Raw genomic sequence first — 15,517 nt, 5'->3', positions numbered from 1 at the left:
CCCTAGCCGGTCGCAATCATGGTTACCGATTCCTCCACCCTCATCATCAATGCCACCCTCTGGGTCCTGATTGCCTTTTCCATCCTCACCTGGACGCTGATCGTTCTCAAGGTCTGGCAGTACTGGCGGCAGAGCCTCGCCAACCGGAGTTTCGAAGAACGGTTCTGGGGCGCCTCCAGCCTCGACGAGGCCCGCGGGGAAATCGGCGCCGGCAAGACCGCTCCCGTCGTCCGGCTCGCCGGCGCCGGTTTCGACGTGCTCGACAGCGCCGGCCAGAGCTGCCCGCCGGCCCTCAAATACCGAGGCGACCTGCTCGCCACCCTGGAACGCAAGCTCAAGCGCCAGCTCGAGCGCGAATCCCGGCTGTCGGACATCGGGCTCACGGTCCTCGCCAGCATCGGCTCCACCGCCCCCTTCGTCGGCCTGTTCGGCACCGTGTGGGGCATCATGCGCGCCCTGCAGGACATCAGCAAAAGCGGCAAGGCCAGCCTGGACGTGGTGGCCGGCCCGATCGGCGAAGCGCTGATCGCCACCGCCATCGGCATCGCCGTCGCAGTGCCCGCGGTGCTGGCCTACAACTTCCTGATGCGGCAATCGCGCCGCCGACAGCAGGCGCTGGAAATCTTCGCCGAAGACTTCCTGCACCTGGTCGCCGCCGAAACCGCCGGCCGCCCCTTCGGCTACGCTCAGGGCGAGTGAAGGAGAGACGCCATGGCCATGAAAACCGGGGGCGACAACGACGAAGTGATGAGCGAGATCAACGTCACCCCGCTGGTCGACGTCATGCTGGTGCTGGTGATCGTGTTCCTGGTGACGGCGCCGCTGCTGACCCAGAGCATGAACGTCAACCTGCCCAAGACCGGCGCGGTGGCCGCCTCGGACGACAACCAATCGACCCCGATCGGCATCGACGCCCAGGGGCGCATCGTGCTGGACAAGAGCGAGATCGCCGACCTGGCGCAGTTGGAAGCCAAGCTCCGGGATCAGGTGCAGCAGAATCCGGAAGGCCTGTACATCGTCCACGCCGACCAGGCGGTGTCCTATGCCGTCGTCGCCAAGGTGCTCGCCACCGCCCACAAGGCCGGGGTCAACCGGCTTTCCCTGGCGACGGTGCAGGAGTAGCGTCCGGTGAGGTCGTCCGTGCCATGTCGCAGGCTCTTCCGGAACGCTTTTCCCCGTGTTGTCAGCGATATGGGCGACACGCTACCATCGACACTTTTTAGCGGACGCATCGAATGATTCAAGGCAGTATCGTTGCCCTGGCAACGCCCATGGAACCCGACGGGAGGCTGGATGTCGCCGGCCTCAGGCGGCTGGTCGAGTTCCACATCGACCAGGGAACGGATGCCATCGTGGCGGTGGGGACGACCGGCGAATCGGCGACGCTGGACGAAGCAGAGCACACCGAAGTCATCCGTCTGGTGGTGGAACAGGTCGCCGGCAGGATCCCGGTCATTGCCGGTACCGGCGCGAACGCGACCACCGAAGCCATCAGCCTGACCGCCAAGGCCAAGGCCGTCGGAGCGGACGCCTGTCTTCTCGTCACGCCGTATTACAACAAGCCGACCCAGGAAGGCCTCTACCGGCACCACCGGGCGGTCGCCGAGGCGGTGGACATCCCGCAGATCCTTTACAACGTACCCGGCCGCACCGGCTGCGACATGCTGCCGGCCACGGTGGGGCGGCTGGCGCAGGTCCCCGGCATCGTCGGGATCAAGGAAGCGACGGGCAAGCTCGAACGGCTGGCCGAAATCCGGGCGCTGTGCCCCGAGGGATTCGCCCTGTATTCCGGCGACGATGCGACGGCGTGCGAATTCTGCCTGATGGGCGGCAACGGCGTGATTTCCGTCACGGCCAACGTGGCGCCGCGGCTCATGCACGACATGTGTCGGGCGGCCATCGCCGGGGACCGGGCGAGCGCCGAGGCGTTCAACCGCCGGCTCGAAGCCCTGCATCGCGATCTGTTCATCGAGTCCAATCCCATACCCGCGAAATGGGCGTTGCACGAAATGGGATTGATCCAGGAGGGTATCCGCCTGCCGCTGACCTGGCTGGACGAGTCGTGCCGGGAGGCGGTACGCCAGGCCATGCGCCAGGCCGGCGTGATCTGAGGGCCATTCCATGGGCAATGCATTCAGGTGGGCGGCTCTCGGCGGGGCGCTCTGGCTGCTGGGCGGCTGCACCTATATCGCCAGTCTGTTTCCGGACAAGCAGAAGCAGTACCGCTATCATTCGGAAATACCGCCGCTGGAAATTCCGCCGGATTTGAGCTCGTCGACCATCGAAGGAGCGGTGGTTTCCGCGGCCCAGGCGGAAGCCCTCCAGCCGAAGGAGGATCCGACGCCGCGGGTCTCGTCCGAAGCGGAGGCCGAGGAGCCGGATCCGAAGACGACGCTGGCGCAGGACATGAGCGACGTTCCCCTCATCGAGGTCGAGGCGCCGTTCGAGGAGGCCTGGCGCTCGGTCAACCGCGCCCTCGGCCGGGCCAAGCTCGAGGTGGTCGGGGAGGATCAGGCGAAAGGCATATTCGAGGTCTATTACAACGGCACCGGCCAGCGCGCCCCGGAAGACGTGGGATTGTTCTCCGGCTTGTTCGGCGGCGGCGACAGCACGGCGTCGGCCTTCCGGGTCCATGTCGAGCAGAAGGGCAAGATCACCCAGGTTTTCGTGACCGACGGACGTGACGACCCGCAGCAATCGGGACTGGGGCTCGAGCTGCTGAAAACGATACACGCACAGTTCCAGAAATCCGCGAGCGCTCCGCCGGCATCCGGCAGCGAGGGCGATGCCGGGACGGCGGAAGAGTCTCCCAAGCCCGCCGAATAAGGCGGATCTCGATTTTTGTCCACAGTCTGCGAGCCATTGCCATGGTTGTCTGTATTCCGGGGCCATCGGCCTTGTCCGTTTTCCGCGCCAGCCGACTGCTGGCATCCCTGCGGGGAGTCGCGCCGGCCGTTCGCAAGGTCGAGGCCCGGTTCGTCCATTTCGCGGAGCTGGCGCGTGAGCTGGACGAGGCGGAGAACCGGCTGCTGCGGCAAGTCCTGCACTATGGTCCGGTGGAGAGCGCGGCGGAAGCGGGGGAAGCCTTCCTGGTGACGCCGCGGATCGGGACGATTTCGCCATGGTCCAGCAAGGCGACCGAGATCGTCCGCCGCTGCGGTCTGGAGGCGGTCTGCCGGGTCGAGCGTGGCATCGTCTACACGCTGCAGCTCGACGGCGAGCTGTCCGCGACGCAGCGCGAAGCCGTCAGGGCGCTTGTGCACGATCGCATGACGCAGACCGTCCTCAGCCGCGGGCAGGAAGAGGTGCTGTTCCGCCACCGCGAGCCGGAGCCGCTGCAATACGTTCCACTCATGCAGGAAGGCCGGTGGGCGCTGGTCAAGGCCAACGCCGCTCTGGGGCTGGCGCTGTCGGAAGACGAGCTGGATTACCTGGAGGAGAGCTATCGGGCGATGTCGCGCAATCCCAGCGACATCGAGCTGATGATGTTCGCCCAGGCGAATTCGGAGCATTGCCGTCACAAGATATTCAATGCGCAATGGCGGATCGACGGCGAGGCGCAGGATCAGACCCTGTTCGGCATGATCCGCAATACCAGCAAGGCGAGTCCCGAGGGCATCGTCTCCGCCTACAGCGACAACGCCGCGGTGGTCCGGGGCGCGCGGGCCGAGGTGCTGCTGCGGGAGCCCGGCGGCTTCGCCTATGGCTACCGGGAAGAGCCGGCCCATCTGGTGATGAAGGTGGAGACCCACAATCACCCGACCGCGATTTCGCCCTTCCCGGGCGCCGCCACCGGCGTCGGCGGCGAGATCCGCGACGAGGGCGCCACCGGGCGCGGTTCTCACAGCAAGGCGGGGTTGTGCGGCTTCTCGGTCTCGCATCTGCGCATCCCGGATTTCATCCAGCCCTGGGAGACCGACAGCGGCAAGCCCGGCCGTATCGCCTCTCCCCTCCAGATCATGCTGGAGGGGCCGATCGGCGGTGCGGCGTTCAACAACGAATTCGGCCGCCCCAACCTGTGCGGCTATTTCCGAACCTTCCAGCAGTTGTCGCCGGATGGCGCGAGCCTGTACGGCTACCACAAGCCGATCATGCTGGCCGGCGGCATGGGCAACATCCGCGAAGTCAATCTGGGCAAATCGGAAATCCCGCCGGGCGCTCCCATCGTGGTGCTGGGCGGTCCGGCCATGCTGATCGGCCTGGGCGGCGGCGCCGCCTCCTCGGTCGCCTCCGGCGAAAGCGCCGAAGACCTCGACTTCGCCTCGGTGCAGCGCGACAACCCGGAGATGGAGCGGCGCTGCCAGGAGGTCATCAATCATTGCGTCGCCCTCGGCGAGGACAACCCGATCCTGTCGATCCACGACGTCGGCGCCGGCGGGCTGTCCAACGCGGTTCCGGAAATCATCCACGACAGCGGGCGGGGCGGGCGTTTCGAGCTGCGCAACATTCCGAGCGCGGAGCCGGGCCTCTCGCCGATGCAGCTCTGGTGCAACGAATCCCAAGAGCGCTACGTGCTCGCCCTGCGCCCGGAACGGCTGGAGCGCTTCCAAGCCCTGTGCGAACGCGAGCGCTGTCCGTTCGCGGTGATCGGCCAGGCGACGGCGGACGAAGACTTGGTGGTCAACGACCTGCAATTCGCCAACCATCCGGTGGCGATCCCGATGTCCCTGCTGTTCGGCAAGCCTCCCCGGATGTTGCGTGACGTCGGCCGGCTCCGTCCGGCGACGAAGCCGCTGGATTTCGCCGGCTTCGACTGGCGCGACGCCGTCAAGCGGGTACTGAGTCTGCCGGCGGTGGCCGACAAGAGTTTCCTGATCCACATCGGTGACCGCTCCGTGGGCGGGCTGGTGGCGCGGGACCAACTGGTCGGCCCGTGGCAGGTGCCGGTGGCGGACGTGGCGGTGACGGCATCGGGTTTCCGCGCCGTCACCGGGGAGGCCATGGCCATGGGCGAACGTTCCCCCATGGCCGTGATCGACGCTCCGGCGTCCGGACGCATGGCGGTGGGTGAGGCGTTGACCAACATCCTGGCGGCCCCGATCGCCTCGCTGGGCGACGTCAAGCTGTCGGCGAACTGGATGGCCGCGGCCGGTGTGCCCGGCGAAGACGCCCGCCTGTTCGATACCGTGCGCGCGGTGGGCCTGGACCTGTGCCCGGCGCTGGGTGTCGCCATCCCGGTCGGCAAGGATTCGCTGTCGATGCGCACCGTATGGCGCGAGGGCGGCAAGGACGTGACCATGGCTTCGCCGCTGTCGCTGATCGTTTCGGCATTCGCGCCGGTGACCGACGTGCGGCGGACGCTGACGCCGGAATTGCGGCTCGACGGCGGCGGCTCGGTGCTGGTCCTGATCGATCTCGGCCACGGGCGCAATCGCCTCGGCGGTTCGGCATTGGCCCAAGTGTACGGCCAGATGGGCGAGACCTGCCCGGATCTCGACGACCCGACCCTGTTCCGGGCATTCTTCGGCGCCGTGCAGTCGCTCAACTCGGACGGGCTGATCCTCGCCTATCACGACCGTTCCGACGGCGGCCTGTTCGTCACGGCCGTGGAAATGGCCTTCGCCGCGAGGACCGGCATCGACCTGCACCTCGATCACCTCGGCGATCCGGTGGCGGCGGCATTCGCCGAAGAGCTGGGCGCGGTCATCCAGGTAGCCAGCGACGATCTGCCCGCGGTGATGGTGAGGCTCGAGGATGCCGGCCTGGGTGCCTGCAGCCGGGTGGTCGGTGCGCCGCGTTCCGACAGCCGGATCGTGGTGCATCACGGCGGCGTGCCGGTATTCAGCGCCGGCCGCGCCGAACTGCAAGGGATCTGGTCCGAGACCAGCTATCGCATGCAGGCGTTGCGGGACAATCCGGATTGCGCGCGGCAGCAGTTCGAAGCCCTGTTCGATGACGGTGACCCCGGCTTGCACGCCAAGCTGAGCTTCGACCCGAACGCCGATGTGGCGGCTCCCTATCTCAATCTGTCGCGACCGCGGATGGCGATACTGCGCGAACAGGGCGTCAACGGCCACATGGAAATGGCGGCGGCGTTCGATGCCGCAGGCTTCGCCTGCGTCGACGTGCACATGAGCGATCTGGCGGAAGGCCGGATCGGCCTGGCGGACTTCCGTGGACTGGCGGCCTGTGGCGGGTTTTCCTACGGCGACGTGCTCGGCGCGGGCGGCGGCTGGGCCAAGTCGATCCTCTACAGCGCACGGCTGAGGGATGAATTCTCGGCCTTCTTCCGGCGGGAGGACACCTTCGGGCTCGGGGTCTGCAACGGCTGCCAGATGCTTTCGCAGTTGCACGAACTGATCCCGGGGGCCGAGAGCTGGCCGCGCTTCGTCCGCAACCGTTCCGAGCAGTACGAGGCACGGGTCGCCATGGTGGAAATCCAGCCGTCCCGCTCGATCTTCTTCGATGGCATGGCGGGGTCGCGGCTGCCGGTCGTGGTTTCGCACGGCGAGGGCCGGGTCGAGTACCGTGCCGGAGCGGGCAATGGGGGCCAGCTCGTGGCGGTGGCCTTCGTCGACAACTACGACCGGATTACCGAAGCGTTCCCATTCAATCCCAACGGCTCGCCCCGCGGTGTCACCGGTCTGACCACGCCGGACGGGCGTTTCACCATCATGATGCCGCATCCGGAGCGCTGTTTCCGCAGCGTGCAGAATTCCTGGCGGGCCAGGGGCTGGGGCGAATACGGTCCGTGGATGCGAATGTTCCGCAACGCCAGGCGGTGGGTCGGATAACGCGGCTTGGGTTTGGCGGTCCGGCATTGAAAAGGTCTCGGCCGAAGGTATAATCGATCGATTTTTCCGAGGAGCCCGGATCGATGCGTCGTCCTCTGGTGATTGGAAACTGGAAGATGAACGGCAGGAGCGCAAGCGTGGCTCGCCTGCTGAACGACATTCTGGCCGGCATCGGAGACTGCAAGGCGGAAGTCGGGGTGTGCGTGCCGTTCGTTTACATCCCCCAGGCATCCGAGATACTCAAGGGCACCAAGGTGATGCTCGGCGCGCAGAACGTCGCGGACCACAACTCCGGAGCGTTCACCGGCGAAATCTCGGCAGGCATGCTGCGCGAGTTCGGGTGTGAACTGGCCATCGTCGGGCACTCGGAACGGCGTCTGCTCTACGGCGAGTCCAACGAACTGGTGGCGTCCCGTTACGAACAGGCCATCCAGGGACATCTGAAGCCGATCCTCTGCGTCGGCGAAACGCTGGAGCAGAGGGAGCAGGGCAGGACCCTCGCGGTCATCGGGGCGCAGATCGACACCGTGTTCGAATTCGCCGGCGTCCAGTCCCTGGAGCACGCGGTGATTGCATACGAGCCGGTATGGGCTGTCGGGACCGGGCGCAGCGCGACCACCGGCCAGGCTCAGGAAGTGCACTATCACATCCGGAGCTTGATCGCCCGGTGGAATCCGGAGGTGGCTCAGGCGGTACAGATTATCTATGGCGGAAGCGTGAAGCCGGAGAATTCCGCCGAATTGTTTGCGATGCCCGATATCGATGGCGGCCTGATCGGCGGCGCCTCGCTCGATGCGCGGGCATTTTTGTCGATCTGTCATTCAGTTTCAGTTTAGGTGCTGTTTATGATTCAAGCGTTGACTGTCTTTCATGTTCTGCTCGCCTTGAGCATCGTCGGGCTGGTGCTGCTGCAGCAGGGGCGCGGAGCGGATGCTGGCGCCGGTTTCGGCGGCGGCTCCTCCGGCAGCCTGTTCGGTGCGCGCGGCGCGGCGTCCTTCCTGTCGCGGACCACGGCCATTCTGGCCACCCTGTTTTTCGGAACGAGCCTGACCCTTGCTTATCTGTCCGGGCACGTGGATAATAAGCGGCTCGACATTATGGACGTTCCCGCCGCCCAGCAGTCCCAGCCGGACATGCCCGTGGTAGCGCCGGAACCCGCCAAGAATGAGTCCGACGTGCCGGGACAACCCGCGCAATGACGTCCGTTCCCGAACAGCCTGCCGATGTGGTGGAATTGGTAGACACGCCATCTTGAGGGGGTGGTGACGCAAGTCGTGTCGGTTCAAGTCCGACCATCGGCACCAATTGAGCTTTTAAGGACATCCAAGGAAGTCCACAAACCCGCAAGTTTCAAGGCTTTGCGGGTTTTTTATTGCCCAAGGAAGACCAGGTGAATCCATTGACAGCTACACACAGGGGTGTGTAACTTCGGGTGTAAGTGAGTTACACCCACCGGAGGTTACACACATGGCCTTGACCGACACCGCTGTAAGGCTTGCCAAGCCTGGCGAAAAGCCCATTCGCAAGACCGACGAGAAAGGGCTGGTGTTACACATCATGCCCAACGGCTCGAAGTGGTGGCGGTTCCGCTATCGTTTCGGCGGCAAGCCCAAAATGCTGAGCCTTGGCACCTATCCCGAGGTAACCCTGAAGGAAGCCCGCGAGAAGCGCGACGAAGCCCGCAAGCTGTTGTCCACCGGCATCGACCCCAGCGATCACAAGAAGGCCGCCAAGCGGACCGAGGCAGGCGATGACAGCTTCGAGCACATCGCCCGCGAATGGCACGCCCGCCATATGGCGAACAAGTCGGAAAGCCACGCCACGAAGACCCTGGAGCGTCTGCAAAAGGACGTGTTCCCCTGGATCGGCAACCGGCCCGCCCGCGAGATCACCGCGCCGGAGCTGCTGGCCGTGCTCCGGCGGATCGAGTCCCGTGGCGCCATCGAGCTGTGTCACGTCACGAAGCGGATATGCGGGCAGGTGTTCCGCTACGCCATCGCTACCGGACGGGCAGAGCGCGACCCTGCCGGCGATCTGAAAGGCGCATTGCAGCCGGTCAAGTCGGAGCACTTCGCCGCCGTCACCGATCCCAAGGCTATCGGACAACTGCTGCGGGACATTGACGGATACACCGGTCACTTCGCCACCCAGTGCGCCATGAAGCTATCACCGCTTGTCATGCTACGCCCTGGCGAGGTCAGGCAGGCCGAGTGGACGGAGATCGACATCGAGGCGGCAGAGTGGCGCATACCGGCCAGCAAGATGAAGATGCGGGACGAACACATCGTTCCGCTGAGCAAGCAGGCTATCGAGATTTTTGAGTCCATCCGCCCGCTGACAGGCCGAGGCCGCTACGTGTTCCCAAGCGCTCGTACAGCGCCAGGATCGAAGGACGAGCGCCCTATGTCGGAAAACGCCATCACGGCGGCGCTGCGGCGAATGGGATACACCGGCAAGGACATGACCGCCCACGGGTTTCGCAGCATGGCGTCAACCCGGCTGAACGAATCCCATCTGTTCCACCCTGACGCGATCGAGCGACAGCTGGCCCACGGCGAACGGGACAGCGTGCGTGCCGCCTACAACCGGGCCGAGCACCTGCCGGAGCGGCGCAAGATGATGCAGTGGTGGGCGGACTACCTGGACGGCTTACGCACCGGGGCCGAGGTTATCCCGATCCGGTGCTCCCAGTCCTGAGATACAAGGAACGCGTTCATGCCGAATCTAACCCCTGTTCGAGCCTATTTCACCATTGAAGAGCTTGCCGATCATTGGAAATGTCGAGTAAGCGACGTCAATCATATGATCGAGGCGTTTGGGCTTACGACAACCTATAGGTGCGTGGCGAAGAGCTTCAAATATTACAAATGGGAAAAAATCGAATGGAAGAGAGCGGTTCCGTCATTTGTTAAATTTGTCACACCGCAAGAATGGCTTTCCCGCCTTAATGGTACTTGGCTTCAGGATAGATTTGATGAACTTAACGACCTATATACGGAATTCGTTCCAATACATTCTTGCCCGCCTGATACCGATGACTTCTACGCTGAAGCGGAGCGATTACTGAAAAAAATGGAGGAAGATGGCGACCTTGATCCGGTAATAATGACTTTCGAGGTTTGGGGATTTGAGGACGAGAACCAAGACATAATTCATTCCGACGAAAGTCAACGCGGCAACCACGTGAAAACCACTAAAGGAGGACGTGAAAACATACCTATACAGGAGCTTAGGAGAGAAATAGACGAATTTCTCTACAGCAAGTGGCTCGAACATGGTATGCCTACGGCTGCCATTTTTTTGAAAAATTTGAATCAGTACGTTAACAAGCCAGGCTCACCCATTACGGCGGTCTACACGCTAGGCTTGGATCGAGGTCTTGAGTGGAGGTCGAGTTCTGGGAATAAGGGGGCGATATTTTACAAGAGGTTGTCCAACATCATTTCAGAGAAGTTCAAAAAGCTGTCAACCCCTTCAGAAGGCTAAAACTTCCCGACAGCGTTTCCCGTCCTTTCCCGACAGTGTTTCCCGATTTCCCGCGGGAAAAGATCGGGAAAAATCCCATGATAGCGTGGCGTCATACTCAAGCAGGCCAAAGGAGGCCCAGGTATGACAAACGACGCATCGGCAGCACTGACAAGCCAGAAATACACGTCAAATCCAGTTCGCGGCTTTGAGCTGTGGAGGATGAAGCAGGTCCGGGAGGTCGTCGGCCTGTCGGACTCGATGATCTACATCCTCATCCAGCGCGGCGAGTTCCCGAAACAAGTGACACTCACCGGCCGCACGAGGGCATGGAGAGCTGCCGACATCATTGACTGGTGCGAGGCGAGGGCCAAGGCAGGGGATGCAGCATGATCGCCCACGCCGTTCCTCGACACCAGGCCGGCGCGGCGATGATCTGCCGGGTTGACATCGCCGACCACAGTGGTAGTCTTCGGGCTACGGAGCGTCAGAAACTCCCTAGAAGCGTCACCCGCACACGAAAGCCTTGCGGATTTTTTATGCCTGTCACGCAGGCAATCCCTGCCCGAGTTCCAAGTCGGGAGGGGGTGGAAATAGCCCTTCGGGGTAATACCGCCCGCCGTCTTCTAGCGGTTCTGAACCTCCCGGCACCTATCGCCCGATCGGTGTCAATTCAGAAACTAGAAGGAGGCCATCATGGCCGGTAATACCGCACACAGCCCGACTCAGGGCAACGAAAGCCCCACAACCGAAAAACTGGCTCGATTGCTGATCGCCGTCGATGGCGTATCCGCCATGCTGTATTGCGCTGCAAACAAAATCGGCGAAGGCAGCGATTCGCCAGATCGCATTGGCGGCATCGCGCAGATGTTGGCCGACATCGCCATCCAGCTGGACGAAATAGCCAATACCTTGGCCGCCGCCACGGAGGGCCGCAGCAATGGTTGAAATAACCTCTGATCTTTTCCACCTGGCCGCAGACCAGGCCTATGCGTGTGCGTCGGAAATACTAGGGATTGCAGACAGTCAAGATACGAGCACCGACCAGGCCAAGACAGTATTGCGCCCGAAGATACTTGAGCTTGGAAGGCTGCTGGGCGATATGAAGCGTTTTGTCGGACTGCCGGTAGCCTCGCCAGATACCACGCCACTGCCAATTACCCGCGCCGACCTCGACAAGCTGGAAACCTGTATGAAGGATTGCCGGCTGCTGTATTCGGCGTTGTCGGCGATTATTGCGGTCGATTGCACCAATGAAAGCAAAATCGATGAGGCGATTATCACGGACGTGGCGGAGTTACTGCGGGACCAGACCAATAGAATTTGGCAAGCCGTGGATGAGGTATCGGTCAGTATCCGCGGCAAGCTGGTCGATGCAGGGCAGTTGGAGGGGCTGGTATGAACGCGAGTGAATCCTTATTGCTGATTTTCGCCGCTCTTGGCGCTGATCGGCTTGTTCAGGCCATTGCTGATTTATTGGCCGAGGTGGCGCGATGAGCGAGAACACACGATCCATATTCGTCCGGCTCGACAAGGCCGAGACTGAACAGGTTCGAGCGTTGTCTCGTGAATACCATCTGCCGATGGAGGAGGTTATCAGGCGCATGGTGGTCAACTCGCTTGAGCAATTGGAAGCTGAGGCGAAGCCAGTTGAAGAAATGACCGCTGAGGAGCGGCAGCAACGCGCTTATGCCGAAGCCGTGAAGCTGGTTGAAAAATGGGAGCCTGAGTTTTGAGCAGACCAGATGATCCGATGCAAAAACCGTCAAGGCAGAATCGCAAGCCGAAACGGAAGTGGCGACGCAAGAAAGAACGATAAGACACATTGACCGGAGCGCCTGGCGGGGAGGACGGGCGCTCCATTGCAGATGGAGTTTTGAATGATTGAACAAGCGAAAGCCGCGCAGGGCGGGCACCCGAACGCGGCTCTGAAGATTCACAAAACTGGCGGAACAAATTATCCACAGGCCACCCACGGCACGCAACCCCGATTGCCGCCATTTGCCCGCCAGCTCAGGCCGAGGGCGGACCGCAGTCTGGTTGTGGTCGTCGGCCGCCGAGGCTGGGAACTGTTCCAGCATCCGGGCCGGGCCGGAATCGACTACAGCATTTTGCTGCCCGATCCGAACCCGACGCTGTACCGCTGGCCCAGCTTGGCCGGCTGGGCAGACGCGATGATCGTTGACACCGACGGTACGCTGACCCGCGACGATGAGCGCGAAATCGCCCGCGCCCTACTGGTGTCCGGGTGTCCGTACATCGTCGGGCGCTGGACCTCTTACGCGAGGAGGGCGCAGGCATGAGTGCCGCAGCACCGAAAGTTGAATATCTCGACCTTGGCGACACCTCGCCGCCGCTGAAGCAGTACCGCGCCGTTGATCTGTCCGAACTGCTGGCGCACCAGTTCCCTGAGCGAGAGCACGTTCTGTCTCCCGTGCTTACGCTCGGGAGTCTAAACATGCTCTACGGCTGGCGCGGCCTCGGAAAAACCCACATGAGCCTGGGTATCGCCTACGCGGCAGCGACCGGCTCAAGCTTTCTGGGGTGGAACGCCACGAGACCCTTCAAGACGCTGCTGATCGACGGTGAAATGCCCGGCGAATCGCTCCAGCTCCGGCTGGCGACCATCGCCGCATCCGCCGACAGCGAACCCGAGCCCGGTTTCTTCCGAGTCATGACCATCGACCTCTGCGGCGGCTGGATGCCGGACCTTGCCACACGGGAAGGCCAGGCCGCTGTGGGCGAGGAGTGCGACCAGGCCGAAATCATCATCGTGGACAACCTGTCATGTCTCTGCCGAGGGAAGGCCAGGGAGAACGACGCCGAGAGCTGGTTGCAAGTCGCGGAGTGGGCGATGAGCTTGCGCAGTCGCGGGAAGTGCGTGGTGTTCGTCCACCACGCCGGCAAGGATGGTAATCAGCGGGGCACATCAAAACGCGAGGACATCCTGGACGTTGTAATCGGGCTGAAGCGGCCGGCGGATTACAGCGCCGACCAAGGGGCGAGGTTCATAGTCAACTTCGATAAGGCCAGACATCTGACCGGCAAGGACACCACGCCCTTCGAGGCATGGCTACAGGCTGATGAGCGCGGACGCAACGTCTGGACAATCCGGGAGACCGCCGAATGCACCTTCGACCAGGTTGTTGAGCTGGCGAACCTGGGCATGTCACAGCGAGACATCGCCGAGGAGTTGGGCATCAACAAGTCCAACGTCTGCCGTCACTACGCCAAAGCCGTCGCCGAAGGACTGATCGAGCAATCGCGCGCCAAGGGCGGGCCGAAACCGATCGTCGTTAAGCCGAGGAAGGACACCGATGATTGACCATCCTAACGCCAGCAACCAAAAAAGTTGCGTGGTTGCGGTCCCTAGGCAGCGCAACTGCGCAACTTCAGCTCAACACGGCGCAACGCATGTCGCAACTAATGCGCAACCGCATACAACAAATACCGGAACCGATGTGGCGCAATTCCATGAAGATGAGCCGAATGATAAGGGTTGCAGCGACATTAAAGCCCTCGCTAGCGCCGTTCTTGAGCGCAACAAGTCGCGCAACCATAGCGCAACTTATGCTGAAAAGCAGCGCAACTTTCCACCCCCAAAAAGCACCGCAAAAGTTGCGCGAGTTGCGGAGCCATATGACGAAGTTGCGCGGCTCGATCCACCAGCCAATGGTCCCGACCAGCTCGCCGACCTGACCGACGCCGAACGCGGCCTGCTGGTGGCGATGGGTTTGCGATGGGGCTACACGCCCGAGGACTGGTCACGCCTTTGGGCGGACTGCCAAGACCCTGCAAAACGGGCAGCGTGGCTTGCGACCGCCAGGCTCGAAGCGCCCAGCCAGGACCAGGACGGGGCCGAAGACCTGGAGCCGAGCATCGTCATCCGCATCGAGGCCAACATCGGCACCGGGCGCAAGGTGTTCGATCTGGGGATGCCAGCGCACCGATGGGACGAAGCCGCCTTCGCCGAGCAGATTGCCGCGATGCCGGGCGCGCGATGGTGGCGACTCGGCCAGCCACGGACATGCGCATCGTGCAGACACCAGGAGCGCACCACACACCCCTCGCTGGTCACATGCGCCAACCCCGAAGGCGACCACCACTACCCCGCGGCCGGAGCCCATTGGGACACCGACGAACGCATGTGCCGAGCATGGGCGCCGACCAGCAGCACCGACATCAACGGCCAGACGGCCGACACCGAACAGGAGTAGCACCATGACCAAATACACCAACACCCGCCGCGGGCGGTTCTGGGACACAAATAAGCCGGGGCCGTGGCTAAGGCGTAAAACCAACACCAAGAACAGTAGTCTGTTCTGGGGCGCGTACTCTATCGGAATGTTCGCCGAGGCCAAGCTGTCCGAGCACATGCGAGATGTTCCTAAGCTGATGCATGAGCTTTTCAACAAGCATCGAAAATCCCTGCCGCGAAACAGCTCTATGGCTACCGGTCCGGTCTATGGAACATGGCTTCACTGCCCTAACGCGCTGGCCGATGAAGTCGAGGCAACCATCAAGCGTCGCCATGCCGAGTTCCTTGCGCAAGGGTATGACGACATGGAGCTGATGCGCGAATGCGTCGGCCCCATCGTCGGATCAAAACTGATGAGGGCCGCGCCATGAGCATCCATTGCTTGATTTCCGGCACCTTGTACAAAGACCCCCAGTCCCGGACATCTGCCAGCGGCAAGCCCTTCTGCACCGCACAGCTCCGGACCGAGCAGGATGGGCAGAGCGTCTGGTGTTCTGTCATCTGCTTCGACACCGCAGCATGCGAGGAGCTGATGCGCTGCCATGCCGGCGATGCGGTCGCGGCTCAGGGCCGGCTGAAGATTTCGACGTACGAGAAAAACGGCGAGGTTCGGCCTAGCCTGGACATCACCGCGAGCAGCATCTTGCCGCTGAAGCCGAAGCCCCGAGAGCGGAAACCGCGGCAGGCCCGGACGGGCGGCAGGGAGTTCGACCCGCGCGACCTATACGGGGCCAGCGGACAGCACCAGGCCGACGAAGACTTCTTCAACGATCCCTGCCCGATTTGAGGACCACCCATGACGACCCACACCAGACCCCCACGCCCTAGCTGCCCACACTGCGGCTACCCCTTATCGGTCGCTCTCAGGCCGAACTTGCGATGCTGCCTGTGGTGCGGATGCGAACACGCGGCCGACCAGCCGGATGTGGCGCCGGAGCACCACGAGAGGCCGGAGGGTGCTGCGGGTCCTTCCCAATCACCTTGCGCGCCACGGGTGATCAAACGCGCGGTTTCTGGCTAATTTTCCGGCCCCTATAGGCTTCTTCTTCATGTCGACCAA

The 15,517-nt window shown here is 62.8% G+C and carries 18 protein-coding genes and 1 tRNA gene; all 19 read left to right on the top strand.

What is annotated here, in order from left to right; genetic code table 11:
- Window positions 1-18 precede the first annotated feature (18 nt).
- The 19 genes from ABZN20_RS10365 to ABZN20_RS10275 all read left to right on the top strand — a co-directional run bounded on the left by ABZN20_RS10365 (window position 19) and on the right by ABZN20_RS10275 (window position 15,244).
- On the top strand, window positions 19-699 hold the full coding sequence (locus ABZN20_RS10365) for a MotA/TolQ/ExbB proton channel family protein (protein ID WP_218807757.1): 681 nt from the start codon (window positions 19-21) through the stop codon (window positions 697-699).
- 12 nt (window positions 700-711) lie between these two features.
- Entirely contained in the window at window positions 712-1,122 is a 411-nt protein-coding gene (locus tag ABZN20_RS10360; protein ID WP_218807756.1) for an ExbD/TolR family protein, read from the top strand.
- A 113-nt stretch (window positions 1,123-1,235) separates the two neighbouring features.
- A complete protein-coding gene (gene dapA / locus ABZN20_RS10355) occupies window positions 1,236-2,111 on the top strand; it encodes a 4-hydroxy-tetrahydrodipicolinate synthase (protein ID WP_218807755.1) in 876 nt (291 codons plus the stop codon).
- Between the two features lie 10 nt (window positions 2,112-2,121).
- Window positions 2,122-2,826 (top strand): outer membrane protein assembly factor BamC, encoded by a 705-nt coding sequence (gene bamC, locus ABZN20_RS10350; protein WP_367025198.1) that lies wholly within the window; start codon window positions 2,122-2,124, stop codon window positions 2,824-2,826.
- Between the two features lie 41 nt (window positions 2,827-2,867).
- Window positions 2,868-6,734 (top strand): phosphoribosylformylglycinamidine synthase, encoded by a 3,867-nt coding sequence (gene purL, locus ABZN20_RS10345; RefSeq protein ID WP_367025197.1) that lies wholly within the window; start codon window positions 2,868-2,870, stop codon window positions 6,732-6,734.
- 83 nt (window positions 6,735-6,817) lie between these two features.
- Window positions 6,818-7,570 carry a triose-phosphate isomerase gene (tpiA, locus tag ABZN20_RS10340; protein ID WP_367025196.1) on the top strand — a complete coding sequence of 251 codons (753 nt, stop codon included), beginning with the start codon at window positions 6,818-6,820 and terminating at the stop codon, window positions 7,568-7,570.
- Between the two features lie 9 nt (window positions 7,571-7,579).
- A complete protein-coding gene (gene secG, locus ABZN20_RS10335) occupies window positions 7,580-7,933 on the top strand; it encodes a preprotein translocase subunit SecG (protein ID WP_218807751.1) in 354 nt (117 codons plus the stop codon).
- A 20-nt stretch (window positions 7,934-7,953) separates the two neighbouring features.
- Window positions 7,954-8,038, top strand: a tRNA-Leu gene (locus tag ABZN20_RS10330).
- Window positions 8,039-8,201: 163 nt separating this feature from the next.
- Window positions 8,202-9,431 (top strand): tyrosine-type recombinase/integrase, encoded by a 1,230-nt coding sequence (locus ABZN20_RS10325; RefSeq protein WP_367025195.1) that lies wholly within the window; start codon window positions 8,202-8,204, stop codon window positions 9,429-9,431.
- Between the two features lie 18 nt (window positions 9,432-9,449).
- Window positions 9,450-10,220 (top strand): hypothetical protein, encoded by a 771-nt coding sequence (locus ABZN20_RS10320; protein WP_367025194.1) that lies wholly within the window; start codon window positions 9,450-9,452, stop codon window positions 10,218-10,220.
- Between the two features lie 123 nt (window positions 10,221-10,343).
- Complete coding sequence (locus tag ABZN20_RS10315; protein ID WP_367025193.1) at window positions 10,344-10,592, top strand: helix-turn-helix transcriptional regulator; 249 nt, start codon at window positions 10,344-10,346, stop codon at window positions 10,590-10,592.
- A gap of 303 nt (window positions 10,593-10,895) precedes the next feature.
- Window positions 10,896-11,147, top strand: a complete 252-nt coding sequence (locus ABZN20_RS10310) for a hypothetical protein (RefSeq protein ID WP_367025192.1) — start codon at window positions 10,896-10,898, stop codon at window positions 11,145-11,147.
- Window positions 11,140-11,601: a hypothetical protein gene (locus ABZN20_RS10305; RefSeq protein ID WP_367025191.1), complete on the top strand. Its 462-nt coding sequence runs from the start codon at window positions 11,140-11,142 to the stop codon at window positions 11,599-11,601. The genes ABZN20_RS10310 and ABZN20_RS10305 overlap by 8 nt, the downstream gene beginning before the upstream one ends.
- Before the next feature lie 91 nt (window positions 11,602-11,692).
- Window positions 11,693-11,935 (top strand): hypothetical protein, encoded by a 243-nt coding sequence (locus ABZN20_RS10300; protein ID WP_367025190.1) that lies wholly within the window; start codon window positions 11,693-11,695, stop codon window positions 11,933-11,935.
- Between the two features lie 144 nt (window positions 11,936-12,079).
- Window positions 12,080-12,502, top strand: coding sequence for a hypothetical protein (locus ABZN20_RS10295; RefSeq protein WP_367025189.1), 423 nt, complete (start codon window positions 12,080-12,082; stop codon window positions 12,500-12,502).
- Window positions 12,499-13,524, top strand: a complete 1,026-nt coding sequence (locus ABZN20_RS10290; protein ID WP_367025188.1) for an AAA family ATPase — start codon at window positions 12,499-12,501, stop codon at window positions 13,522-13,524. The genes ABZN20_RS10295 and ABZN20_RS10290 overlap by 4 nt, the downstream gene beginning before the upstream one ends.
- Window positions 13,517-14,416: a hypothetical protein gene (locus ABZN20_RS10285; RefSeq protein ID WP_367025187.1), complete on the top strand. Its 900-nt coding sequence runs from the start codon at window positions 13,517-13,519 to the stop codon at window positions 14,414-14,416. Before ABZN20_RS10290 ends, ABZN20_RS10285 begins: the two co-directional genes overlap by 8 nt.
- A gap of 4 nt (window positions 14,417-14,420) precedes the next feature.
- A complete protein-coding gene (locus ABZN20_RS10280; protein ID WP_367025186.1) occupies window positions 14,421-14,828 on the top strand; it encodes a hypothetical protein in 408 nt (135 codons plus the stop codon).
- A complete protein-coding gene (locus ABZN20_RS10275; protein ID WP_367025185.1) occupies window positions 14,825-15,244 on the top strand; it encodes a single-stranded DNA-binding protein in 420 nt (139 codons plus the stop codon). Before ABZN20_RS10280 ends, ABZN20_RS10275 begins: the two co-directional genes overlap by 4 nt.
- Window positions 15,245-15,517 lie beyond the last annotated feature (273 nt).

This window comes from Methylococcus sp. ANG, from assembly GCF_040730495.1.
Lineage (GTDB): Bacteria > Pseudomonadota > Gammaproteobacteria > Methylococcales > Methylococcaceae > Methylococcus.
Note: the sequence above shows the minus strand (reverse complement) of the source record. Positions and strands in the feature narration are given on the sequence as shown.